The following is a 12,391-nucleotide window of genomic DNA, read 5'->3' on the forward strand; positions in this document are numbered from 1 at the left end:
CACCTATTTTCTAGCCCTTACTTGGAGTAGAGCTCGACAATCAGGCTTTCGTTGATGTCGGCGGACAGATCACTGCGAGCTGGAACGTTCTTGAAAACGCCCGACTTCTTCTCAGTGTCTACTTCTACCCATTCTACGCGGCCACGTTGGGCACACAGATCGAGAGCTTGGACAATGCGAAGCTGGTTCTTTGCTTTCTCGCGGATAGCGACCACGTCACCAGCACGAACCTGGTAGGACGGAACGTTTACGGTCTGACCGTTAACGCTGATCGACTTGTGCGATACCAACTGACGAGATTCGGCACGAGTAGAACCGAAACCCATACGGTATACGACGTTATCCAGACGGCATTCGAGCAGTTGCAGCAGGTTTTCACCGGTTGCACCTTTCTTGCCAGCAGCTTGTTTGTAGTAGCCGCTGAACTGACGCTCGAGAACGCCGTAGATACGACGGACCTTCTGCTTTTCACGCAGCTGGGTGCCGTAGTCGGATTGGCGACCGCGGCGCTGGCCGTGGATGCCTGGAGCAGCTTCAATATTGCACTTCGATTCGATAGCGCGCACACCACTCTTCAGGAAGAGATCGGTGCCTTCACGACGTGCCAGTTTGCATTTTGGACCAATGTAACGAGCCATTCTTTACAGTCTCCTGGATTACACGCGGCGCTTCTTCGGCGGACGGCACCCGTTGTGCGGGATTGGCGTCACGTCGGTGATGCTGGCGATCTTATAGCCACAGCCGTTCAAAGCACGGACAGCGGACTCACGACCTGGACCTGGGCCCTTAACGTTAACGTCAAGGTTTTTCAGGCCATATTCCAGCGCAGCTTGACCAGCACGTTCAGCAGCTACTTGAGCAGCGAACGGGGTGGACTTGCGAGAACCGCGGAAACCCGAACCACCGGAGGTTGCCCAAGAAAGCGCATTACCCTGACGGTCGGTGATGGTCACGATGGTGTTGTTGAAAGACGCGTGGATGTGGGCGATGCCATCAACCACTGTCTTTTTAATTTTTTTACGAGGACGAGCAGCAGGTTTTGCCATGACTAAATTCCTGTCGATTCGCTGGTGCGATTACTTGCGGATCGGCTTACGCGGACCTTTGCGAGTACGCGCGTTGGTCTTGGTACGCTGACCGCGCACTGGAAGACCACGACGATGGCGCAGACCGCGGTAGCAGCCCAAGTCCATCAAGCGTTTGATTTTCATGTTGACTTCACGACGCAGGTCACCTTCAGTGGTGAACTTTGCCACTTCGCCACGCAGCTGTTCAATCTGCTCGTCGCTCAGATCCTTGATCTTAGCGGCTGGGTTTACACCAGCATCTACACAGATTTTCTGTGCAGTAGTGCGACCAACACCATAGATGTAGGTCAGCGAGATAACAGTGTGCTTGTTATCTGGAATGTTAACGCCTGCAATACGGGCCATTCAGTGGGACTCCAATTGACAGCTACCTACGCCCCGGAAGCCAAGAAATAGGGCGCGAGATAATATCGCTGTAATAACAAATAATCAACCCAGCAGCGCACTAGCTGCTGGGCTTCAAACAGATCACACTCAGCCTTGGCGCTGTTTGTGACGTGGTTCCGCGCTGCAAATTACCCGAACAACACCTTCGCGGCGAATAATCTTGCAGTTACGGCACAGCTTTTTCACCGATGCACGAACTTTCATCACCAACTCCTCTAACCTTATGGGTACTTCAGCGAAGCATTCCGCTGCCGTAGCCCTTCAGGTTGGCTTTCTTCATCAGGGATTCGTACTGGTGCGAAACGAGGTGCGATTGTACTTGCGACATGAAGTCCATAACAACCACGACAACGATCAGCAACGAGGTCCCGCCAAGGTAGAACGGAACGTTGGCTGCAACCACCAGGAATTGGGGCAGCAGACACACGGCCGTCATATAAAGAGCACCGAACAGAGTCAAACGAGTCAAAACGCCATCAATATAGCGCGCCGACTGCTCGCCTGGACGGATACCCGGAATAAAGGCACCGGACTTCTTCAGGTTTTCCGCTACGTCTTTCGGATTGAACATCAACGCCGTATAGAAGAAGCAGAAGAAAATAATCCCTGCACTAAACAGCAGAATATTCAACGGCTGACCAGGAGCGATCGACTGTGAGATGTCCTGCAACCAGCCCATACCTTCAGACTGACCAAACCAGGCACCCAGCGAAGCCGGGAACAGCAAAATGCTGCTCGCGAAAATAGCCGGGATTACGCCGGCCATATTCACTTTCAGCGGCAGGTGGCTCGTTTGAGCAGCAAACACCTTACGGCCCTGCTGACGCTTAGCGTAGTGAACAGCAATACGACGCTGGCCACGCTCAATGAACACCACAAAACCGATAATCGCTACTGCCAGCAAACCGATAGCAACCAGAGCGAAGATATTGATATCACCCTGACGCGCAGACTCGAACGACTGCCCAATTGCTCTCGGAAGACCGGCGACGATACCCGAAAAAATCAACATCGAGATACCGTTGCCAACTCCACGTTCAGTAATCTGCTCACCCAGCCACATCATGAACATTGCACCAGCCACAAATGTGGTCACTGCAACGAAATGAAAGCCCAGGTCACCAGTGAACGCTACGCCCTGCCCCGCCAGACCAATGGACATGCCAATAGCCTGGACGAGAGCAAGAGCGACAGTGAGGTAGCGGGTGTACTGGCTAATCTTGCGACGGCCAGCTTCACCTTCCTTCTTCAACTGCTCCAGCTGCGGGCTAACAGCGGACATAAGCTGCATGATGATCGATGCCGAAATGTACGGCATGATCCCCAGCGCAAAAATACTCATCCGCTCCAGCGCGCCGCCGGAAAACATGTTGAACAAGCTAAGAATGGTCCCCTCATTCTGTCGAAACAGGTCCGCCAGCCGGTCCGGGTTAATACCAGGAACTGGGATGTGTGCGCCTATCCGGTAGACGATGATCGCCAGGAATAGAAAACGCAGACGAGCCCAGAGCTCGGACAACCCGCCTTTGCTGAGCGCTGAGAGAGCACCTTGCTTAGCCATTTATTCCTCGAACTTGCCGCCAGCTGCTTCGATAGCCGCACGCGCACCTTTGGTGGCTGCGATACCTTTGATGGTGACAGCGCGAGTCACTTCACCGGACAACATGATTTTCACACGTTGTACGTTGACGTTGATCACGTTGGCATCCTTCAGAGTCTGCACAGTTACGATGTCGCCTTCCACTTTAGCCAGCTCGGACAAACGCACTTCTGCGCGATCCATAGCTTTCAGGGAAACGAAACCGAACTTAGGCAGACGGCGATGCAACGGCTGTTGGCCGCCTTCAAAGCCTGGAGCAATGGTGCCACCGGAGCGGGAAGTCTGACCTTTGTGACCACGGCCACCAGTCTTACCCAAACCACTACCGATACCACGGCCCGGACGATGCTTTTCGCGACGGGAACCCGGCGCTGGACTCAGATCATTGAGCTTCATCGATTAACCCTCTACACGCAGCATGTAGTAAGCCTTGTTGATCATCCCGCGATTCTCGGGAGTATCAAGTACTTCTACAGTGTGACCGATGCGACGCAGACCCAGACCCTTAACGCACAGTTTGTGGTTAGGGATACGGCCGGTCATGCTTTTGATCAACGTTACTTTAACGGTAGCCATGATCAGAAGATCTCCTTAACGCTTTTGCCACGCTTAGCGGCAATAGATTCAGGAGACTGCATAGCTTTCAAACCTTTAAATGTGGCGTGAACCACGTTTACAGGGTTAGTCGAGCCGTAGCACTTAGCCAGTACGTTCTGAACGCCAGCAACTTCGAGGACAGCACGCATAGCGCCGCCAGCGATGATACCGGTACCTTCAGAAGCAGGCTGCATGTACACCTTCGAAGCGCCATGGGCAGACTTCATTGCGTACTGCAGAGTGGTGCCGTTCAGATCAACCTGGATCATGTTGCGGCGAGCAGCTTCCATTGCCTTCTGGATCGCAGCAGGCACTTCACGTGACTTGCCACGGCCGAAGCCAACACGCCCTTTACCATCACCAACCACGGTCAACGCGGTGAAAGTGAAGATACGGCCGCCTTTAACGGTTTTGGCTACGCGGTTAACTTGAACCAGCTTCTCAATGTAGCCTTCGTCGCGCTTTTGGTCGTTATTTGACATAACTTAGAACTCCAGCCCAGCTTCACGAGCAGCCTCAGCCAGCGCTTTAACGCGGCCGTGGTACTTGAAGCCAGAGCGGTCGAAAGCCACCTGCGAGACGCCAGCGGCTTTTGCACGCGTAGCGACCAGCTGGCCAACCTTTGTGGCCGCGTCGATGTTGCCAGTGGCAGCATCACGCAGTTCTTTGTCCAAAGTCGAGGCGCTTGCCAGGACTTTGCTGCCGTCGGCCGAGATGACCTGGGCATAGATGTGCTGCGAAGAGCGGAACACGCAGAGACGCACGACTTCTAGTTCGTGCATTTTCAGACGTGCTTTGCGAGCGCGACGCAGTCGAGTAACTTTTTTGTCGGTCATTTGCTAGGCCCTACTTCTTCTTGGCTTCTTTACGGCGGACGACTTCGTCCGCGTAACGCACACCTTTACCTTTGTAAGGTTCTGGCGGACGGAAGTCGCGGATCTCAGCGGCCACTTGACCTACTAGCTGCTTATCGATGCCCTTGATCAGGATATCGGTCTGGCTAGGAGTCTCAGCGGTGATGCCTTCCGGCAGTTCGTAATCCACTGGGTGCGAGAAGCCAAGAGCCAGGTTCAGCACTGTGCCTTTTGCTTGCGCTTTGTAACCAACACCGACCAGCTGGAGCTTGCGCTCGAAGCCTTGGCTTACGCCTTGGACCATGTTGTTTACCAACGCACGAGTGGTACCAGCCATTGCGCGAGTTTGTTGATCGCCATTGCGAGCAGCGAAACGCAGCTCACCAGCTTCTTCAACGATCTCAACGGACGAATGGATGTTCAGTTCTAGAGTGCCCTTGGCACCCTTCACCGAAAGCTGTTGGCCGGCGAATTTTACTTCAACACCAGCTGGCAGCTTAACGGGGTTCTTAGCGACGCGTGACATGCTTATCCCCCCTTAGAACACAGTGCAAAGAACTTCGCCGCCGACACCGGCAGCGCGCGCAGCACGATCCGTCATCACACCTTTGTTGGTGGAGACGATAGACACACCCAGACCGCCACGAACTTTTGGCAGATCTTCGGAGGACTTGTACTGACGCAGGCCTGGACGGCTAACGCGCTTAACTTCTTCGATAACCGGACGGCCTTCGAAGTACTTCAGCTCGATAGACAGCAGTGGCTTGATTTCGCTGCTGATCTGATAATCCGCGATGTAACCTTCGTCCTTCAGAACTTTGGCTACAGCTACCTTCAACGTGGAAGATGGCATGCTTACGACGGACTTTTCAGCCATCTGGGCATTACGGATTCGAGTTAGCATGTCCGCTAACGGGTCCTGCATACTCATGGGCTAGACGCTCCTGATACAAAAAGAATTAGCCTTGCGGCTACAACTGTCGCCGAGTAACTCAATGCTTAAAAAGCACGGGCTCAGGCGAGCCGGTCATTCTAGACACACACCAGAAATGAATCAAGCCCCAATAGGGGCTTGATTCATGTTCAGGGTCACCGATTGTCAGGATCTTACGAACCTGACAACGATAACTTTGCCTGTACAGCTTACCAGCTGGCTTTAACCAGACCTGGTACGTCACCGCGCATTGCTGCTTCACGCAATTTGTTACGGCCAAGGCCGAACTTGCGGTAAACACCATGCGGACGACCAGTCAGGCGGCAGCGGTTACGCATGCGCGAAGCGCTTGCGTCACGTGGCTGCTTCTGCAGAGCTACTGTAGCTTCCCAACGCGCTTCTGGACTTGCGTTCAGATCAACGATGATCGCTTTCAGCTCGGCACGCTTCTTGGCGTACTTGGCAACCGTGAGCTGACGCTTCAGCTCGCGGTTTTTCATGCTCATCTTAGCCATGGTCCTACTCCAATCAGTTGCGGAACGGGAATTTGAATGCACGCAGCAATGCGCGACCTTCATCATCCGTCCGAGCAGTGGTGGTCAGGGTAATATCCAGACCGCGGAGTGCATCGATCTTGTCGTAGTCGATTTCCGGGAAGATGATCTGCTCTTTAACGCCCATGCTGTAGTTACCACGACCATCGAAGGACTTGGCATTCAGGCCGCGGAAGTCGCGAACCCGAGGCAGGGAGATCGACAGCAGACGATCCAGGAATTCATACATACGCTCACGGCGCAGAGTTACTTTGACGCCGATCGGCCAGCCTTCGCGAACTTTAAAGCCTGCGATGGACTTGCGAGCGTAAGTCACAACAACTTTTTGACCCGTGATTTTTTCCAAATCAGCTACAGCGTGCTCGATGACTTTTTTGTCGCCGATCGCTTCGCCCAGACCCATGTTCAGGGTGATTTTGGTAACGCGCGGAACTTCCATCACGTTCGAAAGCTTAAGTTCTTCCTTAAGTTTCGGAGCGATTTCCTTCCGGTAAATCTCTTTTAGTCGTGCCATGGTCTTATCTACCTAGCAGTGTTCAAGCATCAACCGCTTTTTGGGTCGACTTGAAGACACGAATTTTTTTGCCTTCTTCTACTTTGAAACCAACGCGGTCAGCCTTGTTGGTTTCGCCGTTGAAAATGGCGACGTTAGAAGCGTGCAATGGCGCTTCTTTTTCGACGATACCGCCTTGTACGCCCGACATCGGGTTAGGCTTGGTATGACGCTTTACCAGGTTCAGACCACCAACAACCAGACGGTTGTCAGCGAGAACCTTAAGCACCTTACCGCGCTTACCTTTGTCTTTGCCGGCGATCACGATGATCTCGTCGTCACGACGAATCTTTTGCATGTCGGATCTCCTTACAGCACTTCTGGGGCGAGCGAGACGATCTTCATGAACTTCTCAGTACGAAGTTCACGGGTCACTGGCCCAAAGATACGGGTGCCGATAGGCTCTTGCTTGTTGTTCAGAAGAACAGCAGCGTTGCCATCAAAGCGGATAATGGAGCCATCAGCACGGCGTACGCCGTGACGAGTGCGGACTACTACTGCAGTCATCACTTGGCCTTTTTTCACTTTACCGCGCGGAATTGCTTCCTTGACGGTTACTTTGATGATGTCACCGATACCAGCGTAACGACGATGGGAGCCACCCAGCACCTTGATGCACATAACGCGGCGTGCGCCGCTGTTATCGGCCACATCGAGCATGGATTGAGTCTGAATCATATAATTTCTCCGACCCCTAGTCCTTAGACTTCCACAGCGCGTTCGAGAACATCAACCAGCGCCCAAGACTTGGTCTTGGCCATCGGACGAGTTTCACGAATAGTGACTTTGTCGCCGATGTGGCACTGATTGGTTTCGTCGTGCGCGTGCAGCTTAGTCGAACGCTTAACGTATTTACCGTAGATCGGGTGCTTAACGCGACGCTCAATCAGAACGGTGATGGTTTTGTCCATCTTGTCGCTGACAACACGGCCAGTCAGCGTACGGACAGTTTTTTCGGCTTCAGCCATGATTACTTACCTGCCTGCTGTTTGAGCACAGTCTTCACGCGAGCGATGTCACGCTTAACTTGCGAGAGCAGATGCGACTGCCCCAACTGGCCAGTTGCTTTCTGCATACGCAGATTGAACTGGTCGCGCAGCAAGCCGAGCAGTTGCTCGTTCAGCTGCTGTGCGGATTTTTCACGAAGTTCATTCGCTTTCATCACATCACCGTCCGTTTAACAAAGGAGGTGGCGAGCGGCAGCTTTGCAGCAGCCAGGGCGAAAGCCTCACGCGCCAGCTCTTCAGAAACACCCTCGATTTCATACAGGACTTTGCCTGGCTGAATCTGGGCAACCCAATACTCCACGTTACCCTTACCTTTACCCATACGAACTTCGAGGGGCTTTTTGGTTACAGGCTTGTCCGGGAATACACGGATCCAGATCTTGCCACCACGTTTCACGTGACGGGTCAGTGCACGACGCGCTGACTCGATCTGACGAGCGGTGAGACGACCACGAGCAACAGACTTCAGCGCGAACTCGCCGAAGCTGACTTTGCTACCGCGCAATGCCAAGCCACGGTTGTGGCCAGTCATTTGCTTGCGGAACTTCGTACGCTTAGGTTGTAACATTTGGCGTACCCCTTACTTAGCAGCTTTTTTACGAGGCGCTGGTGCTTGTGGTTTCAGTTCTTCTTGGCGACCACCAATTACTTCGCCTTTGAAGATCCAAACCTTTACACCGATCACACCGTAAGTGGTGTGAGCTTCGTAGTTGGCATAGTCGATGTCGGCACGCAGGGTGTGCAATGGCACACGACCTTCGCGATACCATTCAGTACGTGCAATTTCAGCACCGCCGAGACGACCGCTCACTTGGATTTTGATGCCCTTGGCACCAATGCGCATAGCGTTCTGTACAGCGCGCTTCATAGCGCGACGGAACATTACACGACGCTCCAGCTGCTGAGCTACGCTCTGCGCAACCAGCATACCGTCGAGCTCCGGCTTACGGATCTCTTCGATATTGATGTGCACAGGCACACCCATTTGCTTGGTCAGGTCCTGACGCAGTTTCTCAACATCTTCACCTTTCTTCCCGATAACAATACCTGGACGAGCGGTGTGGATGGTGATGCGTGCAGTTTGGGCCGGACGATGGATATCGATACGGCTTACGGACGCGCTTTTTAGTTTGTCTTGGAGGTATTCACGCACCTTCAGATCAGCGAACAAGTAGTCCGCATAAGTCCGGCCGTCTGCGTACCAGACGGAGGTGTGCTCCTTGACGATTCCCAGGCGAATGCCAATGGGATGTACTTTCTGACCCATCTCTTCGACTCCGTTACTTGTCAGCAACCTTGACAGTGATATGGCAAGACCGCTTGACGATGCGATCAGCGCGGCCTTTGGCACGCGGCATGATGCGCTTCAGCGAACGCCCTTCGTTGACGAAAACGGTGGCGACTTTCAAGTCGTCAACGTCTGCGCCTTCGTTATGCTCGGCGTTGGCTACGGCCGACTCCAGCACTTTCTTGATGATCTCGGCGGCTTTCTTGTTGCTGAAAGCCAACAGGTTGAGCGCTTCGCCCACCTTCTTCCCGCGGATCTGGTCGGCGACCAAGCGGGCTTTCTGGGCGGAGATTCGAGCGCCCGACAACTTAGCGGCTACTTCCATCGTTCCTTACCCCTTAACGCTTGGCTTTCTTGTCTGCCACGTGCCCACGATAAGTGCGGGTACCGGCAAACTCGCCTAGTTTATGGCCAACCATGTCTTCGTTCACGAGAACTGGAACATGCAGACGACCGTTATGCACAGCGATGGTCAGACCGACCATTTGTGGCAGGATCATCGAACGACGCGACCAGGTTTTCACCGGCTTGCGATCATTCTTTTCCGCCGCCACTTCGATCTTCTTCAGTAGGTGAAGATCAATAAAAGGACCTTTTTTCAGAGAACGTGGCACTGTCGTATCCCTCTATTTACTTGCGACGACGGACGATCATTTTGTCGGTACGCTTATTACCACGAGTCTTCGCGCCCTTAGTCGGGAAGCCCCATGGCGATACCGGATGACGACCACCAGAGGTACGACCTTCACCACCACCATGTGGGTGGTCAACCGGGTTCATGGCAACACCACGAACGGTTGGGCGAACGCCACGCCAGCGTTTGGCACCAGCTTTACCCAGCGAACGCAGGCTGTGCTCGGAGTTCGAGACCTCACCCAGGGTCGCACGGCATTCAGCCAGGACTTTACGCATTTCACCGGAGCGCAGACGCAGGGTCACGTAGACACCTTCACGAGCTACCAGCTGAGCAGATGCACCAGCGGAGCGAGCGATTTGCGCGCCTTTACCCGGCTTCAACTCGATGCCGTGTACGGTGCTACCAACTGGAATGCTACGCAGCTGCAGCGAGTTACCCGGCTTGATCGGAGCCAAAGCACCCGAAATCAGCTGGTCACCAGCGCTCACGCCTTTTGGGGCGATGATGTAACGGCGTTCGCCGTCTGCGTACAGCATAAGAGCAATGTGAGCAGTACGGTTTGGATCGTATTCGATACGCTCAACAGTGGCAGGAATGCCATCTTTGTCGTTGCGACGGAAGTCGACCATACGGTAATGCTGCTTATGACCACCACCGATGTGACGCGTGGTAATGCGGCCATTGTTGTTACGACCACCAGACTTCGATTTTTTCTCGAGCAGCGGTGCGTGAGGAGCGCCTTTATGCAGCTCCTGGTTGACCACCTTGACCACATGACGGCGGCCAGGGGAAGTCGGTTTGCATTTAACGATTGCCATGATGCACCCCTTCCTTACTCAGCACTGCTGCTGAAATCGAGATCTTGGCCTGGCTGAAGGGAAATTACCGCCTTCTTCCAGTCATTACGCTTGCCCACGCCGCGAGCGGTGCGCTTGCTCTTACCCAGTACATTCAGGGTAGTAACACGCTCAACTTTCACGCTGAACAGGCTTTCGACGGCCTTCTTGATTTCCAGCTTGGTTGCATCAGTAGCAACCTTGAAAACGAACTGGCCTTTCTTGTCTGCCAGAACCGTAGCCTTCTCGGAAACGTGCGGGCCAAGCAGAACTTTAAATACGCGTTCCTGGTTCATCCCAGCAGCTCCTCGAATTTCTTCACGGCCGACACGGTGATCAACACCTTGTCGTATGCGATCAGACTAACTGGATCGGAACCTTGCACGTCACGGACATCAACGTGTGGCAGGTTACGAGCAGCCAGGTACAGGTTCTGATCAACAACTTCAGACACGATCAGGACATCAGTCAGACCCATGCCATTCAGTTTGTTCAGCAGATCTTTGGTTTTCGGCGCTTCAACAGCGAAGTCCTGAACCACGACCAGACGATCAGTACGCACCAGCTCAGCAAGGATGGAACGCATTGCTGCGCGATACATCTTCTTGTTCAGCTTCTGAGAGTGATCCTGTGGACGAGCTGCGAATGTGGTACCACCGCCACGCCAGATTGGGCTACGGATAGTACCGGCACGAGCACGGCCAGTACCTTTCTGACGCCAAGGGCGCTTACCGCCACCACGAACGTCGGAACGGGTCTTTTGCTGCTTGCTACCTTGACGGCCGCCAGCCATGTAGGCCACGACTGCTTGGTGAACCAGCGTCTCGTTGAACTCGCCGCCGAATGTCAGTTCGGAAACTTCGATCGCTTGAGCGTCATTTACGTTTAATTGCATGTCAGCTTCCCCTTAACCGCGAGCCTTGGCCGCCGGACGTACAACCAGGTTGCCGCCAGTAGCGCCAGGAACAGCACCCTTGACCAACAACAGATTGCGTTCAGCGTCGACGCGCACTACTTCGAGGGACTGCACGGTCACGCGCTCAGCGCCCATATGACCGGACATTTTTTTGCCCTTGAATACACGACCAGGAGTCTGGCACTGGCCAATAGAGCCCGGGACGCGGTGGGAAACGGAGTTACCGTGAGTGTTATCTTGGCCACGGAAATTCCAACGCTTGATCGTACCCTGGAAGCCTTTACCTTTGGACTGACCGGTCACATCGACCATCTGACCTGCGGTGAAGATTTCAGCGTTGATCAGATCGCCTGCTTGGTACTCGCCTTCTTCAAGGCGGAATTCCATTACGGTACGACCGGCTGCAACGTTTGCCTTGGCGAAGTGACCCGCCTGGGCAGCTGTTACACGCGAAGCGCGACGCTCGCCGACAGTGACTTGCACTGCACGATAGCCATCGGTTTCTTCAGTTTTGAACTGGGTGACGCGATTCGGCTCGATCTCAATGACCGTGACCGGAATGGAGACACCTTCTTCGGTGAAAATACGGGTCATACCGCATTTACGACCGACTACACCAATAGTCATGTTGTAAACCTCATGAGTGTACGGGGCTTTCACCCGCTATGGCCGCCCATTTCAGAGCGTTACACGACTAAGACCCAAGTCTTAGCCGAGGCTGATCTGCACTTCCACACCGGCCGCAAGATCAAGCTTCATAAGTGCATCAACGGTTTTATCCGTTGGCTGGACGATGTCCAGTACGCGCTTATGAGTACGGATCTCGTACTGGTCACGCGCGTCTTTGTTGACGTGCGGGGAGACCAGAACGGTGAACCGCTCTTTACGGGTAGGCAGTGGAATTGGACCACGCACTTGAGCACCAGTACGTTTCGCGGTTTCCACGATTTCCTGGGTTGATTGGTCGATCAGGCGATGGTCAAAAGCCTTCAACCTGATACGGATTTGCTGATTTTGCATTGGATTTCAGACTCCAGATTGCTATTCCCACCGAGCGCAATACGCCCGTTAAAAGGAGGCGCAATTCTATAGACGACCCCAGTAGGTGTCAACTCAATAAAAAAAGCCCCCGCTAGGCGG

Annotated in this window: 26 protein-coding genes; all 26 read right to left on the bottom strand. The window is 53.8% G+C overall.

The window, feature by feature from the left end; all coding sequences use genetic code 11:
• Positions 1-17: 17 nt before the first annotated feature.
• A complete protein-coding gene (gene rpsD / locus BKD70_RS08495; protein WP_003444359.1) occupies positions 18-638 on the bottom strand; it encodes a 30S ribosomal protein S4 in 621 nt (206 codons plus the stop codon).
• An 18-nt stretch (positions 639-656) separates the two neighbouring features.
• Positions 657-1,046 (bottom strand): 30S ribosomal protein S11, encoded by a 390-nt coding sequence (gene rpsK / locus BKD70_RS08500; RefSeq protein ID WP_007924177.1) that lies wholly within the window; start codon positions 1,044-1,046, stop codon positions 657-659.
• A gap of 30 nt (positions 1,047-1,076) precedes the next feature.
• Positions 1,077-1,433: a 30S ribosomal protein S13 gene (gene rpsM, locus BKD70_RS08505; RefSeq protein ID WP_047277874.1), complete on the bottom strand. Its 357-nt coding sequence runs from the start codon at positions 1,431-1,433 to the stop codon at positions 1,077-1,079.
• Positions 1,434-1,562: 129 nt separating this feature from the next.
• Positions 1,563-1,679 (bottom strand): 50S ribosomal protein L36, encoded by a 117-nt coding sequence (rpmJ, locus tag BKD70_RS08510; RefSeq protein WP_002555468.1) that lies wholly within the window; start codon positions 1,677-1,679, stop codon positions 1,563-1,565.
• 28 nt (positions 1,680-1,707) lie between these two features.
• A complete protein-coding gene (gene secY / locus BKD70_RS08515; protein ID WP_003444361.1) occupies positions 1,708-3,036 on the bottom strand; it encodes a preprotein translocase subunit SecY in 1,329 nt (442 codons plus the stop codon).
• Positions 3,037-3,471 carry a 50S ribosomal protein L15 gene (gene rplO, locus BKD70_RS08520; RefSeq protein WP_047277881.1) on the bottom strand — a complete coding sequence of 145 codons (435 nt, stop codon included), beginning with the start codon at positions 3,469-3,471 and terminating at the stop codon, positions 3,037-3,039.
• A gap of 3 nt (positions 3,472-3,474) precedes the next feature.
• Positions 3,475-3,651, bottom strand: a complete 177-nt coding sequence (gene rpmD, locus BKD70_RS08525; RefSeq protein ID WP_003186033.1) for a 50S ribosomal protein L30 — start codon at positions 3,649-3,651, stop codon at positions 3,475-3,477.
• Positions 3,652-3,653: 2 nt separating this feature from the next.
• Positions 3,654-4,154 carry a 30S ribosomal protein S5 gene (gene rpsE / locus BKD70_RS08530; protein ID WP_003186035.1) on the bottom strand — a complete coding sequence of 167 codons (501 nt, stop codon included), beginning with the start codon at positions 4,152-4,154 and terminating at the stop codon, positions 3,654-3,656.
• Between the two features lie 3 nt (positions 4,155-4,157).
• Positions 4,158-4,508: a 50S ribosomal protein L18 gene (gene rplR / locus BKD70_RS08535; RefSeq protein WP_003444364.1), complete on the bottom strand. Its 351-nt coding sequence runs from the start codon at positions 4,506-4,508 to the stop codon at positions 4,158-4,160.
• 10 nt (positions 4,509-4,518) lie between these two features.
• On the bottom strand, positions 4,519-5,052 hold the full coding sequence (gene rplF, locus BKD70_RS08540) for a 50S ribosomal protein L6 (protein WP_003176412.1): 534 nt from the start codon (positions 5,050-5,052) through the stop codon (positions 4,519-4,521).
• Positions 5,053-5,064: 12 nt separating this feature from the next.
• Positions 5,065-5,457 (bottom strand): 30S ribosomal protein S8, encoded by a 393-nt coding sequence (gene rpsH / locus BKD70_RS08545; RefSeq protein ID WP_047277884.1) that lies wholly within the window; start codon positions 5,455-5,457, stop codon positions 5,065-5,067.
• A gap of 212 nt (positions 5,458-5,669) precedes the next feature.
• The gene (gene rpsN / locus BKD70_RS08550) at positions 5,670-5,975 is read right to left on the bottom strand and encodes a 30S ribosomal protein S14 (RefSeq protein WP_047277885.1); all 306 of its coding nucleotides are present in this window, start codon (positions 5,973-5,975) and stop codon (positions 5,670-5,672) included.
• Between the two features lie 13 nt (positions 5,976-5,988).
• Positions 5,989-6,528: a 50S ribosomal protein L5 gene (gene rplE / locus BKD70_RS08555; protein WP_003186044.1), complete on the bottom strand. Its 540-nt coding sequence runs from the start codon at positions 6,526-6,528 to the stop codon at positions 5,989-5,991.
• A gap of 22 nt (positions 6,529-6,550) precedes the next feature.
• Positions 6,551-6,865: a 50S ribosomal protein L24 gene (gene rplX / locus BKD70_RS08560; protein WP_042561341.1), complete on the bottom strand. Its 315-nt coding sequence runs from the start codon at positions 6,863-6,865 to the stop codon at positions 6,551-6,553.
• Positions 6,866-6,876: 11 nt separating this feature from the next.
• Entirely contained in the window at positions 6,877-7,245 is a 369-nt protein-coding gene (gene rplN, locus BKD70_RS08565; RefSeq protein WP_002555479.1) for a 50S ribosomal protein L14, read from the bottom strand.
• A 23-nt stretch (positions 7,246-7,268) separates the two neighbouring features.
• On the bottom strand, positions 7,269-7,535 hold the full coding sequence (gene rpsQ / locus BKD70_RS08570) for a 30S ribosomal protein S17 (protein ID WP_003194644.1): 267 nt from the start codon (positions 7,533-7,535) through the stop codon (positions 7,269-7,271).
• A gap of 2 nt (positions 7,536-7,537) precedes the next feature.
• The gene (gene rpmC / locus BKD70_RS08575) at positions 7,538-7,729 is read right to left on the bottom strand and encodes a 50S ribosomal protein L29 (RefSeq protein WP_003444371.1); all 192 of its coding nucleotides are present in this window, start codon (positions 7,727-7,729) and stop codon (positions 7,538-7,540) included.
• Complete coding sequence (rplP, locus tag BKD70_RS08580) at positions 7,729-8,142, bottom strand: 50S ribosomal protein L16 (RefSeq protein WP_003186052.1); 414 nt, start codon at positions 8,140-8,142, stop codon at positions 7,729-7,731. The genes rpmC and rplP overlap by 1 nt, the downstream gene beginning before the upstream one ends.
• A 12-nt stretch (positions 8,143-8,154) precedes the next feature.
• A complete protein-coding gene (gene rpsC, locus BKD70_RS08585) occupies positions 8,155-8,841 on the bottom strand; it encodes a 30S ribosomal protein S3 (RefSeq protein ID WP_003176422.1) in 687 nt (228 codons plus the stop codon).
• A gap of 13 nt (positions 8,842-8,854) precedes the next feature.
• Positions 8,855-9,187: a 50S ribosomal protein L22 gene (rplV, locus tag BKD70_RS08590; protein ID WP_003444373.1), complete on the bottom strand. Its 333-nt coding sequence runs from the start codon at positions 9,185-9,187 to the stop codon at positions 8,855-8,857.
• Positions 9,188-9,200: 13 nt separating this feature from the next.
• Positions 9,201-9,476, bottom strand: coding sequence for a 30S ribosomal protein S19 (rpsS, locus tag BKD70_RS08595; RefSeq protein ID WP_003232420.1), 276 nt, complete (start codon positions 9,474-9,476; stop codon positions 9,201-9,203).
• Between the two features lie 16 nt (positions 9,477-9,492).
• Positions 9,493-10,317 carry a 50S ribosomal protein L2 gene (rplB, locus tag BKD70_RS08600; protein ID WP_047277892.1) on the bottom strand — a complete coding sequence of 275 codons (825 nt, stop codon included), beginning with the start codon at positions 10,315-10,317 and terminating at the stop codon, positions 9,493-9,495.
• Positions 10,318-10,331: 14 nt separating this feature from the next.
• Entirely contained in the window at positions 10,332-10,631 is a 300-nt protein-coding gene (gene rplW, locus BKD70_RS08605; RefSeq protein ID WP_003444375.1) for a 50S ribosomal protein L23, read from the bottom strand.
• On the bottom strand, positions 10,628-11,230 hold the full coding sequence (rplD, locus tag BKD70_RS08610) for a 50S ribosomal protein L4 (protein ID WP_047277894.1): 603 nt from the start codon (positions 11,228-11,230) through the stop codon (positions 10,628-10,630). Before rplD ends, rplW begins: the two co-directional genes overlap by 4 nt.
• Positions 11,231-11,242: 12 nt before the next feature.
• A complete protein-coding gene (gene rplC / locus BKD70_RS08615) occupies positions 11,243-11,878 on the bottom strand; it encodes a 50S ribosomal protein L3 (protein ID WP_003444377.1) in 636 nt (211 codons plus the stop codon).
• Positions 11,879-11,959: 81 nt separating this feature from the next.
• A complete protein-coding gene (rpsJ, locus tag BKD70_RS08620; protein WP_003186070.1) occupies positions 11,960-12,271 on the bottom strand; it encodes a 30S ribosomal protein S10 in 312 nt (103 codons plus the stop codon).
• Positions 12,272-12,391 lie beyond the last annotated feature (120 nt).

Origin of the sequence: Pseudomonas sp. BS-2016 (assembly GCF_001806145.1) — a bacterium.
In the GTDB taxonomy this organism is placed as follows: Bacteria; Pseudomonadota; Gammaproteobacteria; order Pseudomonadales; family Pseudomonadaceae; genus Aquipseudomonas; species Aquipseudomonas lundensis.

Bases quoted from the DNA above. Each gene is read 5' to 3' on its own strand.
- rpsD (WP_003444359.1), bottom strand. From the start codon at position 638: ATGGCTCGTTACATTGGTCCAAAATGCAAACTGGCACGTCGTGAAGGC.
- rpsK (WP_007924177.1), bottom strand. From the start codon at position 1,046: ATGGCAAAACCTGCTGCTCGTCCTCGTAAAAAAATTAAAAAGACAGTG.
- rpsM (WP_047277874.1), bottom strand. From the start codon at position 1,433: ATGGCCCGTATTGCAGGCGTTAACATTCCAGATAACAAGCACACTGTT.
- rpmJ (WP_002555468.1), bottom strand. From the start codon at position 1,679: ATGAAAGTTCGTGCATCGGTGAAAAAGCTGTGCCGTAACTGCAAGATT.
- secY (WP_003444361.1), bottom strand. From the start codon at position 3,036: ATGGCTAAGCAAGGTGCTCTCTCAGCGCTCAGCAAAGGCGGGTTGTCC.
- rplO (WP_047277881.1), bottom strand. From the start codon at position 3,471: ATGAAGCTCAATGATCTGAGTCCAGCGCCGGGTTCCCGTCGCGAAAAG.
- rpmD (WP_003186033.1), bottom strand. From the start codon at position 3,651: ATGGCTACCGTTAAAGTAACGTTGATCAAAAGCATGACCGGCCGTATC.
- rpsE (WP_003186035.1), bottom strand. From the start codon at position 4,154: ATGTCAAATAACGACCAAAAGCGCGACGAAGGCTACATTGAGAAGCTG.
- rplR (WP_003444364.1), bottom strand. From the start codon at position 4,508: ATGACCGACAAAAAAGTTACTCGACTGCGTCGCGCTCGCAAAGCACGT.
- rplF (WP_003176412.1), bottom strand. From the start codon at position 5,052: ATGTCACGCGTCGCTAAGAACCCCGTTAAGCTGCCAGCTGGTGTTGAA.
- rpsH (WP_047277884.1), bottom strand. From the start codon at position 5,457: ATGAGTATGCAGGACCCGTTAGCGGACATGCTAACTCGAATCCGTAAT.
- rpsN (WP_047277885.1), bottom strand. From the start codon at position 5,975: ATGGCTAAGATGAGCATGAAAAACCGCGAGCTGAAGCGTCAGCTCACG.
- rplE (WP_003186044.1), bottom strand. From the start codon at position 6,528: ATGGCACGACTAAAAGAGATTTACCGGAAGGAAATCGCTCCGAAACTT.
- rplX (WP_042561341.1), bottom strand. From the start codon at position 6,865: ATGCAAAAGATTCGTCGTGACGACGAGATCATCGTGATCGCCGGCAAA.
- rplN (WP_002555479.1), bottom strand. From the start codon at position 7,245: ATGATTCAGACTCAATCCATGCTCGATGTGGCCGATAACAGCGGCGCA.
- rpsQ (WP_003194644.1), bottom strand. From the start codon at position 7,535: ATGGCTGAAGCCGAAAAAACTGTCCGTACGCTGACTGGCCGTGTTGTC.
- rpmC (WP_003444371.1), bottom strand. From the start codon at position 7,729: ATGAAAGCGAATGAACTTCGTGAAAAATCCGCACAGCAGCTGAACGAG.
- rplP (WP_003186052.1), bottom strand. From the start codon at position 8,142: ATGTTACAACCTAAGCGTACGAAGTTCCGCAAGCAAATGACTGGCCAC.
- rpsC (WP_003176422.1), bottom strand. From the start codon at position 8,841: ATGGGTCAGAAAGTACATCCCATTGGCATTCGCCTGGGAATCGTCAAG.
- rplV (WP_003444373.1), bottom strand. From the start codon at position 9,187: ATGGAAGTAGCCGCTAAGTTGTCGGGCGCTCGAATCTCCGCCCAGAAA.
- rplB (WP_047277892.1), bottom strand. From the start codon at position 10,317: ATGGCAATCGTTAAATGCAAACCGACTTCCCCTGGCCGCCGTCATGTG.
- rplW (WP_003444375.1), bottom strand. From the start codon at position 10,631: ATGAACCAGGAACGCGTATTTAAAGTTCTGCTTGGCCCGCACGTTTCC.
- rplD (WP_047277894.1), bottom strand. From the start codon at position 11,230: ATGCAATTAAACGTAAATGACGCTCAAGCGATCGAAGTTTCCGAACTG.
- rplC (WP_003444377.1), bottom strand. From the start codon at position 11,878: ATGACTATTGGTGTAGTCGGTCGTAAATGCGGTATGACCCGTATTTTC.
- rpsJ (WP_003186070.1), bottom strand. From the start codon at position 12,271: ATGCAAAATCAGCAAATCCGTATCAGGTTGAAGGCTTTTGACCATCGC.